The sequence below is a fragment of the Aestuariispira ectoiniformans genome, assembly GCF_025136295.1.
Taxonomy (GTDB): Bacteria; Pseudomonadota; Alphaproteobacteria; order UBA8366; family Aestuariispiraceae; genus Aestuariispira_A; species Aestuariispira_A ectoiniformans.
In genome coordinates this window covers 492,264-511,970 of record NZ_CP062788.1, presented here as the reverse complement: position 1 = coordinate 511,970, position 19,707 = coordinate 492,264, and the positions used below count along the sequence as shown (strand labels likewise).

Below are 19,707 nucleotides of genomic sequence, written 5' to 3'. Positions count from 1 at the left end.
CTTCGTTTGCCGACCTTCTGTTGAAAGGCACTTTAGAACCGTTCCAACAATTTATAAAGAAAAAACTTTATTAATGTGCTGAAACTCCTTCTTCCCCTGTACGCGGGCTGTGAATTGCGTATGCTGCGGTCATGATCGACGTTACACCCAATATTGCTATCCATGAGGATGAGATCGACCTGACCTATATCCGTGCCGGTGGACCCGGCGGGCAGAATGTGAACAAGGTCAATACGGCGGCGCAGCTGCGGTTCAATATGAAAGCCTCGCCCGCACTGAACAGCCGTGTCCGCAAGAATCTGATCACGATTGCAGGCTCCCGCCTGACCAAGGAGGGTGAGATCGTGATCACCGCCAATCGTTTCCGCACCCAGGAGGCCAATCGCCAGGATGCGATCGACCGCCTGGTTGCGATGATCGCCAAGGCAGCGGAAAAGCAGAAATACCGGGTGGCGACCAAACCGACCAAGGGATCGAAAAAGCGGCGGCTGGACACAAAATCGAAACGCGGTGCCGTCAAACGCCTGCGCAGCGGCAAGATCGGCCGCGACGAGTAATATCGCTGGGGTGAGTGTATCGGAAAGTCGCGCTTTCAGTGTGTTCTCAATGAACTACAACCGGAAACACTGTCGGGAATGCTTACATCAATACTGCATCAACTATTGTGGGTATTCTGATAGTTTCTTTTAGTTCAAATATTTAACCGTTATGGCACGCCTCTTGCCTAATTGATAGATATCTATTTATTGGGAGACGGTTATGAAATTTCTTAAAAAGCTGGCATTGGCGGCAGGTATCGGCGGTCTCGCGCTGACTGCCTCTGCGGCCAACGCGCATTTGGTCAGTTTCGGTTGGAAGGATCAGGGCAACGGGACGGTGGTCCTGTGGGGTGAACATTGGCATGGCGATCAGACTGTCGCCTCGACGGCCAATGGCGGTATCCATATCACCGATACCTCCGGCACCATTCCGACTTTCACCGCACAATGGTCGGGTGTTCTGAACAACCGGGACCGTGACGACATGCTCGCCGACGGCACCCTGGATGGTTGGGACCTGGCCGGTAACGGTCCGACTGAATATATGGATTGGTTCTATACCGTGCCGCTGGTCATCGGCAATGGCACCTGGAGCTTCTTCACCGGGACCAATTGCTGCATCGATACCATGGGGAATCCGGTTATTGTAACGCTGACGGGGATCACCAGCGTTCCGCCGGGCACCGGTCCGGGTGGTACGAATGTACCGACACCGGCCGCGCTGAGTCTTCTGGGTTTGGGTCTGTTGAGCATGGGCTATGCCCTGCGCCGTCGTAAACAACAGCTTCTCTAGGCTGTAACCAGAATTAGTTTCCCAAAGACGGGGCGGCCTGTTTGGCCGTCCTTTCTTTTTGTCATTTGGCAATCGTTTCCTCGGGCATATAGCGTGACAGATGCAGGTGGCTCTCCAGTTCCTGAAAACCGGCGGGCGTGATGGTGATCAACCGCCTGTCCGTCTGGCTGCGCCGCGCCCAATGGCGGTCGAGGAAGAGTGTCAGCAACCCTGCCCCCAGCGATCCCGCAATGTGATAGCGCCGCTCGCTCCAGTCCAGGCAGGCGCGGGCGAAATGCCGCTTCTTTGTCCGCATGGCTCCGATATCCAACCCCAGGCCGGACAGGAATATCTCCCCTTCCGGGCGCAGGCTGAAATTGTTTTCCGCCAGATCCAGATAACCCTGTGCGCTCAATGCATCGGCCAGGCCGATGGCAACCCGGCCCGCCAGATGGTCATAGCAACAGCGTGCCTCGCGCATGGGTTTGGGTACGGGCGAGGATGGCTTGCGCCGGGGCCGGTCGGACGGGATCAGGCTCAACGCCTCCAGTGCGTCGGCCACCTGCGGGCTGGCGAGGTTGTAATAGCGGTGCCGTCCCTGCTTGCAGACCGTCAACAGGTTGCCGTCCACCAGTTTGGCCAGATGTTCGCTGGCGGTGGAGTTGGAGACCCCGGCAGCCGACGCCAGTTCCCCCGCGGTCCAGGCGCATCCGTCCTGCAAGGCGGACAGCATCAGGGCGCGTGAGGGGTCGCCGATCAGGGCGCCTATGGTGGCAAGGTTGTAATTCGTGCTCATAACCCGGTTCTAGCATCTCGGTGGTGGGCATGTTTCGGTGCCTGCCGAAACGTTCCCGCGATCCTCCCCTTATAACCGAGCCCATCACGAAACGGGACGAATAATCATGACCAATCACCTATCAGCCTTTCGCGACCTGCATCGCGGCCCCCTGCTGTTGCTGCCCAATGCCTGGGACGCGATGAGCGCACGAATGATGGAACAGGCCGGTTTGCGCGCTGTTGGCACGTCCAGTGCGGCCGTCGCCTGGAGCCTCGGTTATGGTGACGGAGAGGAAATGCCTTTCGAGGAACTGGCCTTTGTCGCCGGTCGAATGCTCTCTGTCCTCACGGTGCCATTGACCGTGGATATGGAATCCGGCTTTGCCAGCGACCCTGAGATGATTGCGGCGAATGCGGTGGCCCTGGCGCGTCTGGGCGTGGCGGGGATCAACCTGGAGGATAGCCTCAAGGATCATGGCGGTGTCCTGCGCACCCTGCAGGATCAGGAGGCCGTTATCCGCGCCATTCGCGAAAGGCTGTCGAAAGAGGGGTTGGATCTTTTCATCAATGCGCGGACCGATCTCTATTGGATGGGCGTGGGCGCGGAGGATCGGCGTCTGGCAGATACGATCGATCGCTGCAATGCCTATGTTGCTGCCGGGGCCGATGGTGTTTTCGTGCCGGGCCTGACCAATGACGGTAACCATGCGGAGGGGTTGACGGATTTCGGGACAATCGAGGCGCTGGCCCGGGCGGTCGATGCGCCGCTGAACATCCTGGCTTTTCCGGTTGAGGACCTGTTGCCGAGACTTGAAGCGGCAGGTGTTGCCCGGGTTAGCACCGGTTCCGGCGCATACCGGCGTGTTGCGGCGGATATTAGCCATCTGTGCCGGTCCATGAGGTCCGATCCCGGACTGGATCACATGTTTGACGATCCCCTGTCCTATCCCGCACTGCAATCCCTCATGACGGGAGAGGCGTGATGAAAAGTCTTTTGCGCCCCCAGTCCGAACTCTCGGACCCCTTTCCTCTCTATCGGCAGATGCGTGAGGAATGCCCGCTGTTCCATGACCGGCAGGCCGATATCTGGATGATCTTCCGCCATGAGGACTGCCAGCGACTGCTCTCGAGCGCCCAGGCGCAGGTGCCTGCGGGCAATCCGGACGGGCTCGATGCGCCGACCCGGGATATCCTGTCCCATCTGGCCCGGCTTTCGAACGGGGCGGACCACGGGTTTCTTCGGGGCGTCGCAGCGGTGGTTTTCAGGGAGTGCCACGTGCTTGATCCGGCCCAGCGGCTCTATGATCTTCTTGGCAGTGATGGTGAGCTTGACTGGGTTGAAAGGGTCGCCCGGGTCCTACCGCTTCGGCTGTTGCTGGAAGGGTTGGGCTTTGCGCCCGATGACAGGGCTTTCCTGATCCAGGCGGTGCCCATCCTCACTGCTTTGATGCTTCCCCGGCGCACAGAGGTACAGGTACAGGCCATCAATGCGGTTGCGCAGGACAGCAGCCGCATCGCCGCCACAAGGCTGCGGGAACTGGGGTTGGTCGGGCTGGATCGCAAGGCTGCTGCGGCCAATCTGATCGGTCTGCTGATCCAGAGTTATGACGCCGGACGCGGGTTTTTGACCAATGCGCTGCAACAGGTTCTGGCGCGCGGCTGGCCAAAGGACATAAGAAGTTTCGTTATCGAAACGTTAAGGTTCGATCCGCCGATCCACAACACCAGACGGCTGTTGACCGCCTCCATGTGTTTCGGTGACGTGGACATTCCCGCGGGCAGCATGGTCCTGGCGGTTGTTGCTGCCGCAAACCGTGACCCTGCCCGCTTTGCCGACCCTGAATGCTTTGACCCGGCCCGCCCGAACAATAGCGATCATCTGACGTTTGGCATCGGGGCACATCGCTGTCTGGCGGATCATTACATGGTGAATGAAGTGGCGCGGGTGTTGACGGCGCTCCGGCATGCATGGCCGGATGTGATGGCACTGCCGGGCGATGATGCGGTGGAACCCCTTGGCAATGCGCGGCTGCGAAAGCAGCTTACCATCCGCCTTGCCGGGCTTTCCTCATCGGCTGCGGAGTGATATTGCCGGGGCAGGAAACTCCATGGCGTTGTAAGGATGTAAGGAAAAGACCATGCCGGTAAAAGCCAATCCGCTGAAACTGAATAAATTGCAGGCGCGCACCCTTTTGCTGGCGCAGGTGCTGGCGAAAGACCCTGCCTCCGGTTTCAAGAATGAAGAAACCGGCGAGGTTACCCTGATGCGCCTGCCCCATGCCCATGGCAATCATGTCCATGTCGGCCCCTATGTGGTTTCCGCCAAGGATGCCAGCGGTTTCGGCAATATTTCCGTTTGGAAGGCGCTGGAGCGCAAGGGGCTGGCCCGCATCCACGGGGATGACAGCTTTACCATTACGCTGCGCGGCCAGGACTATGACACGGGGTTAGCGCAATTGCTGGAGCAATCCGACCACTAACCCCGTTATTCCCGGTTAAAGGGCAACTTCCAGATCGCTGCGGGCAAAGCTGCAGCAGGGCAGGAATTTGCCCGCTTCCTCTTCTGCCGGTGTCACGCCCTGGGCATCCGGGGCCGTGATCTCGCCGCTGACGAGATTGCTTTTGCAGGTTCCGCAAAGGCCGCTGCGGCAGCTATAGTCAACGGTGATCCCTGCCGCCTCCGCCGCACTCAGGATGCTTTGGTTGGCGGCCACTTCCACCGTGATATTGCTGTTGGTGAAACTCACCTGATAACTGGACTGTGCGCCTTCCTCGATCACCGGGACCTCCACGGCATCAATCGTGAAGCTTTCCTCGTGATGGTTTTCTTCCGGCAGGCCCAGCGTCAGCAGGACATCCTTGGCGCTTGCCATAAAGCCGTCGGGGCCGCAGACAAAAACCTCCCGCTCCAGAAGGTCGGGGCAGACTTCCTGAAGAAGGCCCGCGGAAATGCGGCCGGAATAAACCGGCAGGCCCATGGGGGCGTCGCCACTGGCGCGGCTCAGGTTGCAGGACAGCGTCAGCCCCGGAAGCTGTTTTGCCATCAGGGTCAGTTCTTCCCAGGCGATCAGGTCGGCGGCGGTATGGGCGGAATGGTGGAAATGCACATTCAGGTCCAGGCCCGTATCAGCGATGAAACGCGCCATGGACAGCATCGGTGTAATCCCCGACCCGCCCGACAACAACATGAGCTTGCGCCCCTTGGCCTGACCCAGATGGAAGACCCCTGCGGGGCCAAGCGCCTCAACGGAGGACCCTACGGTGATATGGTCATGCATCCAGTTGGAAACCTGTCCGTCCGCCACCCGTTTCACCGTGACGGATACGAGATCAGGCCGCGACGGGCTGCTGGAAATTGTATAACAACGGCTGACGGTTTCGCCATTGATGGACAGGCGCAGTGTCATGAACTGGCCCGGCTGATAGGAGAAACGCTGGAACGGGTCGGCGGTGAATTTGAAGGTCTTCACATCCGCCGTTTCCTCGACCACCTGCAAACAGCGCAGCAGGACCGGCTCCCGGTCAAAGCTTTTTGCCGGTTCAAAGGCAAGATGCCGGGCAAGGCGCGCCTTTTCGGGCTGCCAGTTGTCCGCATAGACCGGGCGCGGTTTGGTTTCCAGGACCTCGATCCGGTCACCGACGCGGATAACCCCCTCATTCACCGGGACCAGGTTCTCACCGAAATTCACCTCGCCATTGTCGGCCTTGCGGTACTGGCTGAGTGTTTTCAGAGGCTCGGTCAGCTTGTCCGCCACATGGGCATGGGGGTCAACCGTGGTGAAGACACAGCGTCCGCAGGGTTTCGGTGCGACAAATTCCACTTCACCGATGCGGATGCGCGCCCATTCGTCCTCTGCGAAGGGCAATGTGCCCTCTACGGCAATATTCGGCCGGAAATTGGCCATGGAGACGGGACCGGGCAGACGACCGTTCAGATGGTCCAGCGACGCATTCCCGATCAGCAGCAATGGAAAGCCGTCGGCGAAACTGACTTTACTGCCATGGCGCGAGATGCGGTGGGATTTTTCCCCGAAAAACAAAAGCTTCAGCGGTTCGCCCAGGAGATCACTGATCCAGCGGTCGGCGGCCTCTCCGCATTCCTGGCCGTTCACGTCGCTGGACCAGACGACGCTGTCGATATAGCGGTCGGTAAACTGGCCTGCCGTGATGGTGATCGGTTCCACGCCCTCACAGGACAGGGTCAGCGTCTCGCCGGTGGCCTGCGCGCGGATGGCCGTAATTTTCGGATGGGTGCGGCCGGTGACGAAGGTTCCGTCGGGCTTCACGATCATATAACGGCGGTCGTGGGCGATGCCGATATCCCGGACATGGGCCTCCTGCATCGGAATCCCGGCAACGGATTTGACGGGATAGATGAATAAACCACTGACACGCGCTGTCATAACCGATCCTCAAATTTGTTTCTTTTTTTGGATGGCGAAGATAGCGACAGGGCGGCCCTTGAGAAAGGGCCAATTCAGGCGTCGGCAGTCAGGGATTGGCCAGCTCAGGCCATCAGGGTTTTCACATGGTCCGGCAGATCGTGGAAGCCTTCGGCCAGCGCATCCGGACGGTCCGCCTCGAACTCCCCCGCCACAGCATAGCCATGCAGCATCCCGACGGTTTTCATGGCGTGGCGCTGTCCGGCGCGGATGTCGTGATGGCGGTCGCCGATCATGACCGTGCGGGCACTGTCCAGATCATGGTTTGCCTTGATCAGCTCCAAAAGGTCGCCCTTGTCCGTATAGGTGCCTTCCATGTCGTCGCCGTAGATCACCTGAAACAGGTGATCCACACCCATATGTTCCAGGATACGCTTTGCCAGCGGCTGCGGCTTTGCGGTGGCGATGTAAAGCGGATGGCCGTCTGCCAGGGCAGTCAGGGTTTCCACAGCGTCCGGATAGGGCGTGAATTCAAACACGCCTTCTTCGCGAAAGCGTTCCCGGTAATAGGCAACCCCGGTTTCCACCACCTCGCGGTCGTCCGTTTCCAGCAGTTTCGGCAGGGACAGGCGCAGGCTGGGCCCGATGCACCAAAGCAGCTCTTCCTGACTGGGGACGGCTGCGTCCATTTTCTCCAGGGCATATTGGATGCACCGGGTGATCCCCTCTTTCGGGTCGATGATCGTGCCGTCCAGGTCGAACAATAAAGTGGTCACGTTGCTGCTCCTTAGAGAACCCAGGCCAGGATGAATGGCAGGCTGACAAAGCTGACGACGGTGCTGATCACCACCATGCCCGCCACTTCTTCCGGGTGGTTATTATATAGCTGTGCAAAGAGGTAATTGAAAACTGCGACCGGCATGGCGGTCTGGATGACCACGACGCCGAAGGTAACACCTTCAAGCCCCAGGACGGTTGCAATCGCGATGCCGAGTGCCAGTCCGCCGAAGACGCGCAGGCAGGACAGTACAAGGCTGCGCCCCAGCGAGCGTACCTCCAGCCGCGCCAGCGACACGCCCAGCGCCATCAGCATCAGGGGCAGGGTGAACTGGCCCGTCAGGTTGATGGTATTGGCGGCCCATCGCGGCAACTGCGTATCCGTCCCCAACAGCAGGAGCGAGAGGATCACCGCCCAGACCACAGGGGTTTTTAGCAATTTCAGAACCGACATATGTCCCGACGCCATGGCTTGTCCCAGCGTGAACTGGGTCAGCGGCAGCATGACGAAATAGGCAATGCCCAGCGCCAGCCCCTTTTCCCCAAAGGCGAACATGCACAGTGGCAGGCCCATATTGCCGTTATTGGGAAAGATCAGCGCGGGCAGAAAGGCGCGCATCGGCAGCCCGGCGAGCTTCAGGATCGTGAAGCCGATCACCGCCATGGCGGTCATGGCCATGAGTGCCGCCCCGGCCATCACACCCAGATTGGCAAAATCGGGCGCCGTTTTCATCAATGACGACAGGATCAGGCAGGGCGTGCCGATATTGGTGATGATCGGCGTCAGCTGGTTGGTGTCAAATGCCCGCCCGGACTTTGCCCAGGTGAACCCCGTTGCGGCCAGCAGAAAGACCGGCGCGATCACGGCGAACAGATCCGTCAGAATTGTTGTGGGCATTTCCGGTCCCGGCTGATGTTTTTGTTGCGCCGCATCATAACAGCGCCATCCAGCCGGGAAAGGCCCCTTGCGGCAAAAGAATTGGTCTGGCCGGTCGCAAGCGTTCACAGGCAGTATTTTGATGTTGTTGACAGAAGTGGTGAAGCTGCGCAGGGTGGCGACGGATGGAGGCGGGACCCATGGATCAGATGCATGCAACGACAGTGGCAATCGACGGACGCGGTATTTTGCTGCTGGGCCCGTCGGGCAGCGGCAAGTCCGACCTCGCCCTGCGTCTGATTGACGATGGTGCGCGGCTTGTGGCCGATGACCGGACGGTGCTGGTGGCGGAAGACGGCGAGGTGATTGCCTCCCCGCCGGTCAACATCGCGGGCAAGATGGAACTTCGCGGCTTTGGCGTGGTGCCCATGCCGTTTGAAAAATCCGCGCCTGTGGTTCTGGTCGTGAAACTGGCGCCGCGCGAAGAGATTCCACGTCTGCCGGACCCCATGACCATAGAGGTCCAGGGCAAGGTCCTGCCGATGGTCATGCTGGATGCGCAGGATGCCTCTGCCGTGGCCAGGGTCAATGTTATATTGAAGACGCTGCACCAACATGAGACGGATGCCAGGTGAGTTGACGCGATGACGGATACGGTTGCCCCCAAGACCAGCGAAAAGGCCCAGCTTCTGCTTGTGACCGGCATGTCCGGGGCCGGGCGGAGCACGGCGTTGCGGGCGTTGGAAGATATCGGCTTTGAGGCGGTGGACAACCTGCCGCTCAGCCTGTTGCCGCGGCTGGCGGCCTATGAAACAAAATCGGGCCAGGCGGGCAGGCCGCTTGCGGTCGGGGTCGATGTGCGCAGCCGGGAATTCAGCGCCGGGGCCATCGGGCGGGAGCTTGAGCGTGCGCGCAAACTGGCGCGTTATGGCGTGTCGATCCTGTTTATCGATTGCGGGGAAGAGACCCTGATCGGCCGGTTCAAGGAAACCCGCCGTCCGCATCCCCTGTCGCCCGACCGGCGCGTGGCCGATGGTATCCGCCTGGAACGCCGCCTGACCGAAGGCATCCGGGATATGGCGGATCAGGTGATTGACACATCCACCCTGACGGTCTGGCAGTTCCGTGAAAAGGTCAAGGCGCTTTATGCAGTTGAATCCGACCACGCCATGTCGGTTTCCGTGACCTCCTTTTCTTATCGCAAGGGCGTGCCGCGGGACGCTGATCTGGTGTTCGACGTGCGTTTCCTGAAAAACCCGCATTATGTGGCTGAATTGCGCGATTTTACCGGTCTGGACCCGAAGGTGGCGGATTATATTCGTGGTGACGAGATTTTTGAGGCCTTCTTCGGGCGGCTGACCGGTCTGCTGTCGCTGACCCTGCCGCGTTATGCTGAAGAGGGCAAAAGCCACCTGTCGATTGCGGTGGGCTGTACCGGCGGCAAGCATCGTTCGGTTTTCGTTGCGGAAGAATTGTCGAAATGGGTGGCAAAACGCGGCGGATACCGCGCCCACAGCTTCCACCGGGAACAAGGGCCCGAAGCAAAGTCTTGACGGAAGGGGCGGCTTTGTCGTGAATAGGCGGATAAACAAAAACCAGGGGTTTTGGGAATGATCGGTTTGGTTCTGGTGACCCACGGCAGGTTGGCTGAAGAATTCGTCGCTGCCATGGAACATGTAGTCGGCCCGCAGGAACGGGTGGAGGCGATTTGCATCGGCCCCGACGATGACATGGAACAGCGCCGGGCCGATATTCTGGCGGCTGTCGACCGGGTTAATGATGGCCGGGGTGTGATCCTGTTGACCGATATGTTCGGCGGAACGCCGTCCAATCTGGCGATTTCCATCATGGACAAGGCCAAGGTCGAGGTGGTGGCGGGCCTGAACCTGCCCATGCTGATCAAGCTGGCCTCGGTCCGTGGCGGTGAAGACCTGGACGAGGCGGCTGCTGCGGCCCAGGACGCAGGCGCAAAATACATCAACGTTGCAAGCAAGCTTCTGGGCGGCTGACATGGCCTGTTCGGTAGAGATTGTAAACCGGCGCGGGTTGCATGCGCGCGCGGCTGCCAAATTCGCCAAACTGGCGGAAAGTTTTGACGCCGATGTCACCGTCACCAAGGACGGTCAGACGGTCAACGGCTATTCCATCATGGGATTGATGATGCTGGCCGCCGCCCGCGGCTCCAGCATCGACATCGACGCCAGCGGCAATCAGGCCGACGAGGCGCTGACCGCCCTGCAGGCGCTGGTCGAAAACCGCTTCGAGGAAGAGGATTAAAAGAACTCTTTCTTTAAGTGTTATCCCGAGGCACTTTCGGTGAAAACCACCGAAGGTCGATGTCTGCAATAACGTAGCGAAATTTATTTTTTAGACCGGTCGAGTTGCCAAACCGCTCAAAAAGCTGGCGTAAGACAATAAGTATGCGTTCCAAGGAGACGTTGCTTGGCGATAAATGTCGCATCGCATCTAGGCATTTTCGAGCATCCTCCTCATCTTTTACTTCGATTTGTTTGCCTGTTTTAATCGCATTTATGTAGCTTTCTGAGCCTAGTGCTCCCGGTAAAACCCCAGGCCCTTTCCTAGATCTTACTCGGTCTGTGTGAGCCACGATGCGTCTAGGGTATGTGGTTTCCGATTGTTCTAGAGTTTCAATGACCTGTGCTTCATTATAGCCTTCCAACGACGCGAAATAATAAATTGGTAACCACTTGGGCTGTAGGCACGGCTGCGCTTGAATATATCCCTTTGGATAGGCTGGAGTTGTTTGGAAAATAAACGATTCTTGTAGATTTCTCTCTGTGATTGCGGCAATTACGGACTGTTCAATTGGTATTTCGTCGTTATCGTCAGCTGTGCGCAGTTCCCCAATTAGTGTTAGCGCTGGTGCACCGTCTTTTTCTTCAAAATGCCCTTGAGAAATGACTTTGACCTTCTCGAGGAGCGCTTCATTAACGAAGAAACTTCCCTTTTGACCTTCAACTAGGCCCGTGCTTAGATCGATAATTGCGGAATTGCCCACGCCGGTTCGAGTAATCTTCTGTACCATTGCGAGAAGACTTTGCTCAGCCGCATGATCTCGCGACTGTAAAAGAAACTCGAGCTCCGGAGCCTGAATTCGTCGAGTCTCTCCGGGATATCGGTAGTAGATGTCGCCGGAAAATAGTCCGCTTCCGTCAACCTTGCATATGACGGGCTTGTTCTTCGTCTCATGAACATAAAGCACGCCTACCGTTTTGCCTTCAATTTCAAAAGAACCCTTTTCGAGTTCTAAAGACTGATTAAATGATCGGGTTAGAAATTCGTTGGCTTTACGTAAGTCAAATTTCTCCATTCGGTCCGGAGCAATTCCATTAATTTCAAATGATCCATCTTGAACCCCGAACAGAATATAGCCACCAGAATTATTCGCCATGCCTGCAAGAGTTTTACAATAATCTTGCTTGGAACCCCAATTGAAGCTCTCCTTGCCTTCAATCTTACTAGTCTCCGAAATAGAAAGTTTGTTGGTATTTCCAGGCCGTGTCCTAAATTCTCCCGCAAGCGTGTCGGGGTGCGTAGGGCCACGGGGTACTTGCGGGGCTGACGGGAAACTAAGTTGGTTCCACTCGGCAAGAAATTGCTCTAATTCTTCGAAACTGGCGACTGGAATACCTTCGTAGCGCTCGTGGCCTTGTTCGATTTCGGAAATACGACCTTGGTTAATTGACCTTTCGGGACGTGAGAAGTAGGCAACAATTTGTTGCTTCGAATATCTGCCCGTATTGAGCATTGCTCGAATAAGACTGACTTCCCAGCCCTTTAATTGTGGTGTCTTCATTGTTTACTCTTCATAATTTTATTAATTTGTTCTAATTAACAATTATGAAAAGTTGAAGAAGTTTTTCGTGCCTACTTAGTTAGGCCATCCGCACCGACGCGGCCGGGGCCGATACATCCACCAGATAGCCGTTGGGGTCTTCCACCAGCATGCGGCGTTGGCCGTAGGCTTCGTCACGGGGTGGCTGGATGACCTTATAGCCGTTGGATTTGGCGCGGTCGTAAATCTCCGAGACGTCTTCCACGACGAAGGTGAAATAGCTGCCGCGCGGCGTGTCGCAGTAGCTGGCCGGGATCAATTCCGAGCCGCTGTCGATCAATCCAAGTTCGAACTGCGGCCTGTCCCGGGGTGTCATGATCACGAACCAGTCGCTTTCGAAACAGGTGACCATGTCCAGCAGGCTGGCATAAAACTCCTGTGTGGCCGGAAGGCGGCTTGTCATCAGGTTGGTGAAAAAACGGTCGATTGTCGTCATGTCATTTTTCCCCCCGAATAGTGCTACAATGATAATGCCGTGAGCCCTGTTGTGGAAGATGCTTTTATTTCTACCAGTAAGTGTATAATGTCACGCTAATACGGCTTATTGATTGGGGGACCTGAACCATGCGATTTGTCTTTTTGCTGTTTGTGAGTGCGATTCTGGGCCTTGCGGGAAATGCGGGGGCCTCGGTTATCTCGGCAACGACAACCCATGGCGTGGTGGGGGAAATCTATCCCGACAGCGGTGTTTTCCTGCTGGGCGGGGCACGGGCGGATGTGGGTTCCTCCGGTCCCTATGATGTGACCCGTGGCTTTGCGGAGTTTGACCTGGGCGGATTGTCCGGTCCGGTTTCCTCTGCCCAGTTGCGGTTCAATGCCAGCGCGGTGAACAGTTGCTGCGTGGGCAACAGCATTCTGGTGGATGGCTATACCGGGGACGGTCTGGCGTCGGTCGGCGATTTCCAGGCAAGCTCCAGCGGCGCGATCGGCAGTTTCCTGGATAGCGTGGCGACCATCGGCACCTTGATTACCTTCGATATCACCTCGCTGCTGAATAGCGCCATTTCCAATGGCGACCTGTTCTTCGGGGTGCGGCTCGCCGGGGACAGCCCCTGGGACAACAATTCATTCCTTGGCTTTGACGGCTTTGAGGTTTCGGTGACGGAAGCACCGGTAATGGCCCTGCGCAGTTTCCGGGCGGCAGTTCCCGTATCCGCGCCGTCAGGGTTTATCCTGCTGCTTTTGGGGGTGGCGGGGATATCACTTCTTTCTCGACGCGGCCCGGCCCGGGCAGTAAAGTAGCCGCCGACGAGAGTACATCAATTCCTGTCACTCTAGTTCACTCACCTCCGCTGTTTTTCTCTCCGGGGGTGAGACATTTATTTTTGAATCAAAATTATTGCTGCGACGGTGCCTGCCGACAATTCAGCCGACGACCCCGCCGCCAGAAACTGGCAAGTGGACGAAAATGCAAGAGAGCGTATCGAAGGAGACGCGCGCGCCTAAACCGAGTTTTGTTGATCTTTTCACCCCTAAGTTAGTAACCGTCCTTAAAGAAGGCTATGGCCTGCCGATGTTGCGCGCGGACATCGTGGCGGCCCTGACGGTTGCAATTGTTGCCCTGCCCTTGTCGATGGCGATTGCCATTGCCTCCGGCACGACCCCCGCAAGGGGGCTTTATACCGCCGTGATCGGTGGTTTCCTGGTCTCCGCCCTCGGCGGCAGCCGTTTCCAGATCGGCGGCCCGGCCGGCGCGTTCATCGTGCTGGTGGCGGCAACCGTTCAACAGCATGGCCTGGACGGCCTGTTGCTGGCGACCTTCCTGTCCGGTGTGATGCTGGTGCTGATCGGTTATCTGCGCCTGGGCACCTATATCAAATTCATCCCCTACCCGGTGACGGTGGGCTTTACCGCCGGGATCGCGGTGATCATCTTCGCCAGCCAGATCAAGCCCCTGCTGGGGTTGACGCTGGACGGCGGGGAACCCGGCCCCTTCGTGGACAAGCTGGTCGCACTCTGGGCGGCGATAGACAGTTTCAACACCATGTCACTGGCGATTGCCGGTCTGACCATCGCGGTGATCCTGGTGCTGAAATATCTGCGGCCCGGCTGGCCGGGTATGCTGATCGGGGTGGGGATCGCCTCGCTGGTCAGTGGCCTGATGAGCCTTCCGGTGGAGACGATCGGCACGGCCTTTGGCGGCATCCCGACTGGTTTTCCCCTGCCCTCGCTGCCTGATTTCAGTCCGGAAAAAGTTGTGGCGATTTTACCCAATGCGGTGTCATTCGCCATTCTGGGTTCCATTGAAAGCCTGCTGTCGGCGGTTGTCGCCGATGGCATGACCAACCGCCGCCACCGGTCCAATTGCGAGCTGGTGGCGCAGGGCGTGGCCAATATGGGCTCTGCCCTTTTCGGCGGGATTTGCGTGACCGGCACCATCGCCCGCACGGCCACCAATGTGCGCGCCGGGGCCCATGGTCCGCTGTCCGGCATGATGCATGCGATCTTCGTGCTGGCCTTCATTCTGGTGGCGGCCCCGCTGGCGCAATATATCCCGCTGTCCGCCCTTGCCGGGATTCTGGCGGTGGTGGCCTGGAACATGATTGAAAAGCATGCCTTCCTGGCCTTGCTGAAGTCTTCCAAAGGGGATGCGCTGGTTCTGCTGGCGACCTTCCTGCTGACCGTATTCCGCAGTCTGACCGAAGGGATCATTGTGGGTTTTGCGCTGGGCGCGATCCTGTTTATCGACCGGATGGCGAAAAGCCTTTCCATCGAAAGCCGCGAAGCGATCAAGGGCGGCTTTGTTCTGGAGGATCAGGCCGACGAGGAAGGCGAAGGCCGTGTTCCCTATGACAGCCATCTGGCGAGCGACCCCGATATGGTCATCTATCATATCTCCGGGGCGTTTTTCTTCGGGGCGGCCTCGACGGTGGGGTCCGTGCTGGACCGGATTGCAGACCGGCGGCGGACCTTCATCCTGGACTTCCACGCCGTTCCCTTCCTGGATTCCACCGGCGCCAATGTGCTGGAAGGGGCCGTACGCAAGGCGGCTCACAAGGGGGTGCAGGTGGTTGTCACCGGGGCAAGCCCCGTAACGGTCCGGATGCTGCAGACCCATGGTGTCCGTGCACCGGAGGTGATGTTCTATGCAGATGTGGATCAGGCGATTGAGGCGCTGAAAGCCGATAAAGGGTCGCCATCAGGCTAGCGGTTGAATAGCTTTTTGCTATTCAACATAAAGAAAAGTTTATATTGTCTTGCGCGGAGAAACAGAGCCTGTTATATCCGCGATGGAAACATAGGCTTGGGGCGGTCCTGCGGGACCGCGCCCGAAATTTGACTGCTTGCCCTCAGAACCGGAGAGCCATCCATGAGCGATTATATCATTAAGGACATCAGCCTGGCCGATTGGGGCCGTAAGGAATTAGACATCGCGGAAAGCGAAATGCCGGGCCTGATGGCCGTGCGCGAAGAATTCGCCGCTTCGCAGCCGCTGAAAGGCGCGCGTATTGCAGGCTCCCTGCATATGACGATCCAGACCGCGGTCCTGATCGAAAGCCTGAAGGCTTTGGGCGCGGACGTGCGCTGGGCGTCCTGCAACATCTACTCCACCCAGGACCATGCGGCGGCGGCCATTGCGGCCACCGGCACGCCGGTCTTCGCGGTCAAGGGTGAAACGCTGGAAGAATACTGGCAGTATACCCACAAGATCTTCGAATGGTCTGACGGCGGCGCGCCGAACATGATCCTCGATGATGGCGGCGACGCTACCATGCTGCTGCATCTGGGTGCGCGGGCGGAAAAAGACATCTCCGTCCTCGACAAGCCGGACAGCGAAGAAGCCGAAGTCCTGTTTGCCGCGATCAAGAAACGCCTGGGCGAAGACCCGACCTGGTATTCCCGCACGCTGGCCGAAATCAAAGGCGTGACCGAGGAAACCACCACCGGCGTTCACCGTCTCTACGAACTGGCCAAAGCAGGCACCCTGCCCTTCCCGGCCATCAACGTGAACGACAGCGTGACCAAGTCCAAATTCGACAACAAATACGGCTGCCGTGAAAGCCTGATCGACGGTATCCGCCGTGCGACCGACGTGATGTTGGCCGGTAAGGTTGCCGTTGTCGGCGGGTATGGCGATGTGGGCAAGGGCTCTGCGGAATCCCTGCGCAACGCCGGTTGCCGCGTGATCGTCACCGAAATCGACCCGATCTGCGCCCTGCAGGCCGCAATGGAAGGTTTTGAAGTCACCACCATGGAAAAGGCCGCCCCGCAGGGTGACCTCTTCGTGACCACCACGGGCAACATCGACATCATCACCGTTGACCATGTCCGTGCGATGAAAGACCGCGCCATCGTCTGCAACATCGGCCATTTCGACAACGAAATTCAGGTCGCTGGTCTGAAGAACTTCAAATGGACCAACATCAAGCCGCAGGTGGACGAGATCGAACTGCCGGACGGCAAGCGCATCATCCTGCTCGCCGAAGGCCGTCTGGTGAACCTGGGCTGCGCCACCGGCCACCCGAGCTTCGTGATGTCCGCCTCCTTCACCAACCAGGTGCTGGCCCAGATCGAGCTGTTTGCCAATAACGATGACGGCAAATACAAAAACGACGTCTACGTCCTGCCGAAAAACCTGGACGAGAAAGTCGCCGAACTGCACCTGAAAAAGCTGGGCGTGGAACTCACCACGCTGCGCGACGATCAGGCCGCCTACATCGGTGTCGACGTCAATGGCCCGTTCAAACCGGACCACTACCGCTACTAATCACAGCCCCGGCTGTCGATGAGAAACGGGCTGCCGAGAGGTGGCCCGTTTTTGTATCGACGTACCATCTTGCTCCGTCATTCCCGCGGAGGCGGGAATCCAGGGCCATCTGCACCATCGTCGCAACCCGTCCTGGACCCAGATTTCTCGGAGGTGACGAAAAGAGAATATGCCACCTCACGTCGTCATCACCGGGCTTTGACCCGGTGATCTACGGAGGGTTAGTCTATGGAAAACACAGCCATTCGGGAGTCTGAAACTGTCAGATCATATCTTTCGATAAATTTCTCCAGTTTCAGGGTATTACTAGTATATGTTTCTAGCCATTTGCCCAGAGCCACATTTATTGCGTCAATAAGCGACTTAAGATTGAAGTACTTATGTGTGCTGGTGTTTTGTGGAATTAAGTCTGATTCTGCGCCAACATACATTACGAGGCTTGGCATTTCGCCTCTTAAAACAGCACGGGACTGCAAGTTCGTCATATGCAGCAACGAATTTCTAAACTCCCATAATTCGTCTGCGTTTATCGCCAAAGGCGATAAATCCGCATATTGATTAAGCCAACTATGAAAGTTTTTTCTTTTGTCTCCGAATTCAATGTAAGCTATGGAATCTATCATAGATAGTAATAGCTTGGTGGCGGAAACATATTTGCGATTGTTCCAAAGAAGTTTAATGGATAACAGGTAATCGTCGTTAATGAGCCGGCTGACGTCAAAACCCTGATCAGACATGTAGAATTGCAAATAGTCAGGCATTTTCCCGGGAAATTGATCGGTTTGTTGATGGTCGTCGAGATTTAGCGGCCCCAAATGAGTCTTTACGTCTACGTAAGGCATTCCGTTCACGACTGGAGTAATGACTATTAATGGAGCGCGGGGAGTTCCAATTTTGGTAAATACTGGTTCAAAGACGGACATATGTGAGCCTAAGCGAACCTTCGCTGTGTATTCTGCGTGTGTAATTGGGTTGATTGGATATTTAGCAGCTTGTTGAATGTCCAAATGTACCCGTTCGCACAGAAATTTTTGTTTCTCCTCGTCTGTTCCTTTCACTAGATGCCGACATATACCGATCTCGGTGATTTTATGTCCGTCGACAAATAAGAAAATATTGAGAATTTCTTCTTCCAAAATGGCCTCCCTATTTTGTATCGCTAATATTCGAGATGGCCTCCGCCGCTACCTCGGACCGCTCCAAAGCCCGTTCCAATCGCTCGCGCCATTTTGCTCCCCGTGAGATGGCGTCTTGATAGGCATCGGTTAGATCGTCGGGGCGGTCCTGGGCCAGGACGGAGATCAGGAATTCGGCTTGCAGGAGGTCCTTGCGGGCCTTGAGGGCGTCGCGGTCGCGCCTGCGGTCCGAGACGATGAGTTTGTGGATCGCGAAGCGCTCGGGCCGGGGGATTTGCACCAGCACACCGCTTCGATAGACCACGGCTGCCGGGATCGGGTCGGCGATCAGGAAATTCAGATAGTGAAGGGATTGTGCACTGACGCCCAGCGCTTCAAGCGGGCGCAGGTCTTCTTCCTCGTTGAAGGAGGGCGACAGGAATTCGACAAGCTGGTTGCCCCGCCCCTGTTGCCAGCGCCAGGTCTTGCCGGGGTGGATTGCGGGGACCGGTTCGAAATTAAAGTCCGAAAAGACCTGTTCCAAGGATGGCGAGGCCGTGTCCTGAAGCGCCAGGGACAGTCTTTCGAAACTGGCGATGTCGATATCATTGGTTTGGGCCAGTTGGTCAAAGCGATAACGGACACCCAGTTCCCCCTCATACAGGCGGAAGGCATTGGTGCCGATGACGGTGCCTCCCAGACGGAAGACCCCGGACTTTGCCATCGCGGCGAGCAGGCCTGCCGTGCCCGCATCGAGGCTCATGAATCCCTCGGCGCGCAGGATTTTGATCAGGCGGCTGCGTTCCCTCCGCCGTTCGTCACGCTGCTCACGCAGGTCTTTGAGTTTCTCCAGACGAACGCGAAGGTCGGGGCTGTCTTCACCGATGTAGCGTTTATGGACCGATGAGCCGACCCGATAGCTGTCATACCAATAGACCCGGTTATTTTGGGTAAACTGGGTTGGGGTTCCGCGGAGATCTGATACAGCCTCGTCAAGCAGAGACTGCAGCAGGTCATGGTAGGCGGCATGCGCGATGGGGGAATGATGCTGCGTCATTATCGGGCTATACTCTACAAAAATATTTTTGTTGAATATAAACCATACTCTACAAAAAATAATTTGTAGAGTATAAATGCGGAAAAGGGATTTCGGGTTGTATCTACCTGTCGTCCCGGGAAGATGGCGTTATTGGCAGGTCAGGGGCTGTTATACAGCCGCGGTCACTGCAGACAAAAATGGAGCCGCTCAAAGGCGGCTCCTGATCCGTTCGGTCTTGTTGATTGTTCGGTGTCGGCTCATGCGCCGCTGTAATGTCCCCAGATGGTCCAACTGCCGATCAGGATGAAGCCGATGCCGGCCACCAGTTTCAACGGGATCATGGTCAGGTATTTCTCCGCCATGGTGCCCAGGGCGACGGCAAGGGCGGTGGACGCGACCAGGGCGGCTGCGGCGGCCAGGAAAATCAGGAAGGGGTGGTGCTGTTTGTCCGTTGCGAACAAGACGGTCGCAAGCTGTGTCTTGTCCCCCAGCTCCGCCAGGAACACAGTCAGGAATATCGGTATTAGCTGTTGCATGGATGACTTCCACAGGGGACCGGCAGTGACACATATGGCAGCACCCGACCGCCGATCCCCGAACCGGTCGATGCCTGCCATAGGTCTTGCCAAGCGAATTTGCCGCCGGTGCCATGGTCGAAACCAAGTCTGTTGACACCGGCCTTCCTGTCTCGGAAGAGGCTACTCCCCTATAGAGCGGGGCCTGTTTAGCGGGGGATTTGGTGAGGTGTCAAGCTGCGGCAGCTTTTCTGATGCATTCGGGAAACCCGTTTCGGATCAGTTAAAGTTGAAGTCTGCCGACCCAGCCCCTTGTCCCTAAGCGCCTGAATCCACTAAGCTGTGGGTGG

Annotated in this window: 21 protein-coding genes and 1 riboswitch; of the genes, 12 read left to right on the top strand and 9 right to left on the bottom strand. The window is 57.4% G+C overall.

The window, feature by feature from the left end:
• Positions 1–131: 131 nt before the first annotated feature.
• A complete protein-coding gene (gene arfB / locus IF205_RS02470; protein ID WP_259781708.1) occupies positions 132–557 on the top strand; it encodes an alternative ribosome rescue aminoacyl-tRNA hydrolase ArfB in 426 nt (141 codons plus the stop codon).
• A gap of 202 nt (positions 558–759) precedes the next feature.
• A complete protein-coding gene (locus IF205_RS02465) occupies positions 760–1,332 on the top strand; it encodes a PEP-CTERM sorting domain-containing protein (RefSeq protein ID WP_259781707.1) in 573 nt (190 codons plus the stop codon).
• A 61-nt stretch (positions 1,333–1,393) separates the two neighbouring features.
• Here IF205_RS02465 and IF205_RS02460 read toward each other — a convergent pair whose 3' ends face one another.
• Positions 1,394–2,107, bottom strand: a complete 714-nt coding sequence (locus tag IF205_RS02460; protein ID WP_259781706.1) for an ArsR/SmtB family transcription factor — start codon at positions 2,105–2,107, stop codon at positions 1,394–1,396.
• A 106-nt stretch (positions 2,108–2,213) separates the two neighbouring features.
• Here IF205_RS02460 and IF205_RS02455 point away from each other — a divergent pair, with 106 nt between their 5' ends.
• From IF205_RS02455 to IF205_RS02445, 3 genes are read left to right on the top strand one after another with little or no spacing between them, the layout of a single operon-like run.
• Entirely contained in the window at positions 2,214–3,071 is an 858-nt protein-coding gene (locus IF205_RS02455; RefSeq protein ID WP_259781705.1) for an isocitrate lyase/PEP mutase family protein, read from the top strand.
• Positions 3,071–4,174, top strand: coding sequence for a cytochrome P450 (locus tag IF205_RS02450; protein WP_259781704.1), 1,104 nt, complete (start codon positions 3,071–3,073; stop codon positions 4,172–4,174). The genes IF205_RS02455 and IF205_RS02450 overlap by 1 nt, the downstream gene beginning before the upstream one ends.
• Before the next feature lie 52 nt (positions 4,175–4,226).
• Positions 4,227–4,568, top strand: coding sequence for a hypothetical protein (locus IF205_RS02445; RefSeq protein WP_259781703.1), 342 nt, complete (start codon positions 4,227–4,229; stop codon positions 4,566–4,568).
• Positions 4,569–4,583: 15 nt separating this feature from the next.
• On the opposite strand, the gene IF205_RS02440 is transcribed toward IF205_RS02445, so the two are convergent.
• The 3 genes from IF205_RS02440 to IF205_RS02430 all read right to left on the bottom strand — a co-directional run bounded on the left by IF205_RS02440 (position 4,584) and on the right by IF205_RS02430 (position 8,145).
• On the bottom strand, positions 4,584–6,491 hold the full coding sequence (locus IF205_RS02440; protein WP_259781702.1) for a hybrid-cluster NAD(P)-dependent oxidoreductase: 1,908 nt from the start codon (positions 6,489–6,491) through the stop codon (positions 4,584–4,586).
• A 104-nt stretch (positions 6,492–6,595) separates the two neighbouring features.
• Positions 6,596–7,246: an HAD hydrolase-like protein gene (locus IF205_RS02435; RefSeq protein ID WP_259781701.1), complete on the bottom strand. Its 651-nt coding sequence runs from the start codon at positions 7,244–7,246 to the stop codon at positions 6,596–6,598.
• 11 nt (positions 7,247–7,257) lie between these two features.
• Complete coding sequence (locus IF205_RS02430; RefSeq protein WP_259781700.1) at positions 7,258–8,145, bottom strand: AEC family transporter; 888 nt, start codon at positions 8,143–8,145, stop codon at positions 7,258–7,260.
• 179 nt (positions 8,146–8,324) lie between these two features.
• On the opposite strand from IF205_RS02430, the gene IF205_RS02425 reads away from it, so the two are divergent.
• From IF205_RS02425 to IF205_RS02410, 4 genes are read left to right on the top strand one after another with little or no spacing between them, the layout of a single operon-like run.
• A complete protein-coding gene (locus IF205_RS02425; protein ID WP_259781699.1) occupies positions 8,325–8,759 on the top strand; it encodes an HPr kinase/phosphorylase in 435 nt (144 codons plus the stop codon).
• A 9-nt stretch (positions 8,760–8,768) separates the two neighbouring features.
• Positions 8,769–9,677, top strand: coding sequence for an RNase adapter RapZ (gene rapZ / locus IF205_RS02420; RefSeq protein WP_259781698.1), 909 nt, complete (start codon positions 8,769–8,771; stop codon positions 9,675–9,677).
• Between the two features lie 57 nt (positions 9,678–9,734).
• Entirely contained in the window at positions 9,735–10,133 is a 399-nt protein-coding gene (locus tag IF205_RS02415; protein WP_259781697.1) for a PTS sugar transporter subunit IIA, read from the top strand.
• Position 10,134: 1 nt separating this feature from the next.
• Positions 10,135–10,401 carry an HPr family phosphocarrier protein gene (locus tag IF205_RS02410; protein ID WP_259781696.1) on the top strand — a complete coding sequence of 89 codons (267 nt, stop codon included), beginning with the start codon at positions 10,135–10,137 and terminating at the stop codon, positions 10,399–10,401.
• 13 nt (positions 10,402–10,414) lie between these two features.
• Here the strand turns inward: IF205_RS02410 and IF205_RS02405 are convergent, their stop codons facing one another.
• Entirely contained in the window at positions 10,415–11,941 is a 1,527-nt protein-coding gene (locus tag IF205_RS02405; protein WP_259781695.1) for an ATP-binding protein, read from the bottom strand.
• Between the two features lie 79 nt (positions 11,942–12,020).
• Positions 12,021–12,416 carry a VOC family protein gene (locus tag IF205_RS02400; protein WP_259781694.1) on the bottom strand — a complete coding sequence of 132 codons (396 nt, stop codon included), beginning with the start codon at positions 12,414–12,416 and terminating at the stop codon, positions 12,021–12,023.
• A gap of 128 nt (positions 12,417–12,544) precedes the next feature.
• Between IF205_RS02400 and IF205_RS02395 the strand changes: the two genes are divergently transcribed.
• From IF205_RS02395 to ahcY, 3 genes are all read left to right on the top strand, one after another.
• Positions 12,545–13,222, top strand: coding sequence for a hypothetical protein (locus IF205_RS02395; RefSeq protein ID WP_259781693.1), 678 nt, complete (start codon positions 12,545–12,547; stop codon positions 13,220–13,222).
• Positions 13,223–13,388: 166 nt separating this feature from the next.
• Positions 13,389–15,128, top strand: coding sequence for a SulP family inorganic anion transporter (locus IF205_RS02390; protein WP_259781692.1), 1,740 nt, complete (start codon positions 13,389–13,391; stop codon positions 15,126–15,128).
• Positions 15,129–15,290: 162 nt separating this feature from the next.
• Positions 15,291–16,688, top strand: a complete 1,398-nt coding sequence (gene ahcY / locus IF205_RS02385; protein ID WP_259781691.1) for an adenosylhomocysteinase — start codon at positions 15,291–15,293, stop codon at positions 16,686–16,688.
• Between the two features lie 221 nt (positions 16,689–16,909).
• On the opposite strand, the gene IF205_RS02380 is transcribed toward ahcY, so the two are convergent.
• The 3 genes from IF205_RS02380 to IF205_RS02370 form a co-directional block, all read right to left on the bottom strand.
• Positions 16,910–17,824, bottom strand: a complete 915-nt coding sequence (locus IF205_RS02380) for a hypothetical protein (protein WP_259781690.1) — start codon at positions 17,822–17,824, stop codon at positions 16,910–16,912.
• Positions 17,825–17,834: 10 nt separating this feature from the next.
• The gene (locus IF205_RS02375) at positions 17,835–18,860 is read right to left on the bottom strand and encodes a nucleotidyltransferase family protein (RefSeq protein ID WP_259781689.1); all 1,026 of its coding nucleotides are present in this window, start codon (positions 18,858–18,860) and stop codon (positions 17,835–17,837) included.
• 239 nt (positions 18,861–19,099) lie between these two features.
• Positions 19,100–19,378, bottom strand: coding sequence for a TMEM165/GDT1 family protein (locus tag IF205_RS02370; RefSeq protein ID WP_259781688.1), 279 nt, complete (start codon positions 19,376–19,378; stop codon positions 19,100–19,102).
• Between the two features lie 15 nt (positions 19,379–19,393).
• Positions 19,394–19,561: riboswitch (yybP-ykoY riboswitch) on the bottom strand.
• Positions 19,562–19,707: the final 146 nt, after the last annotated feature.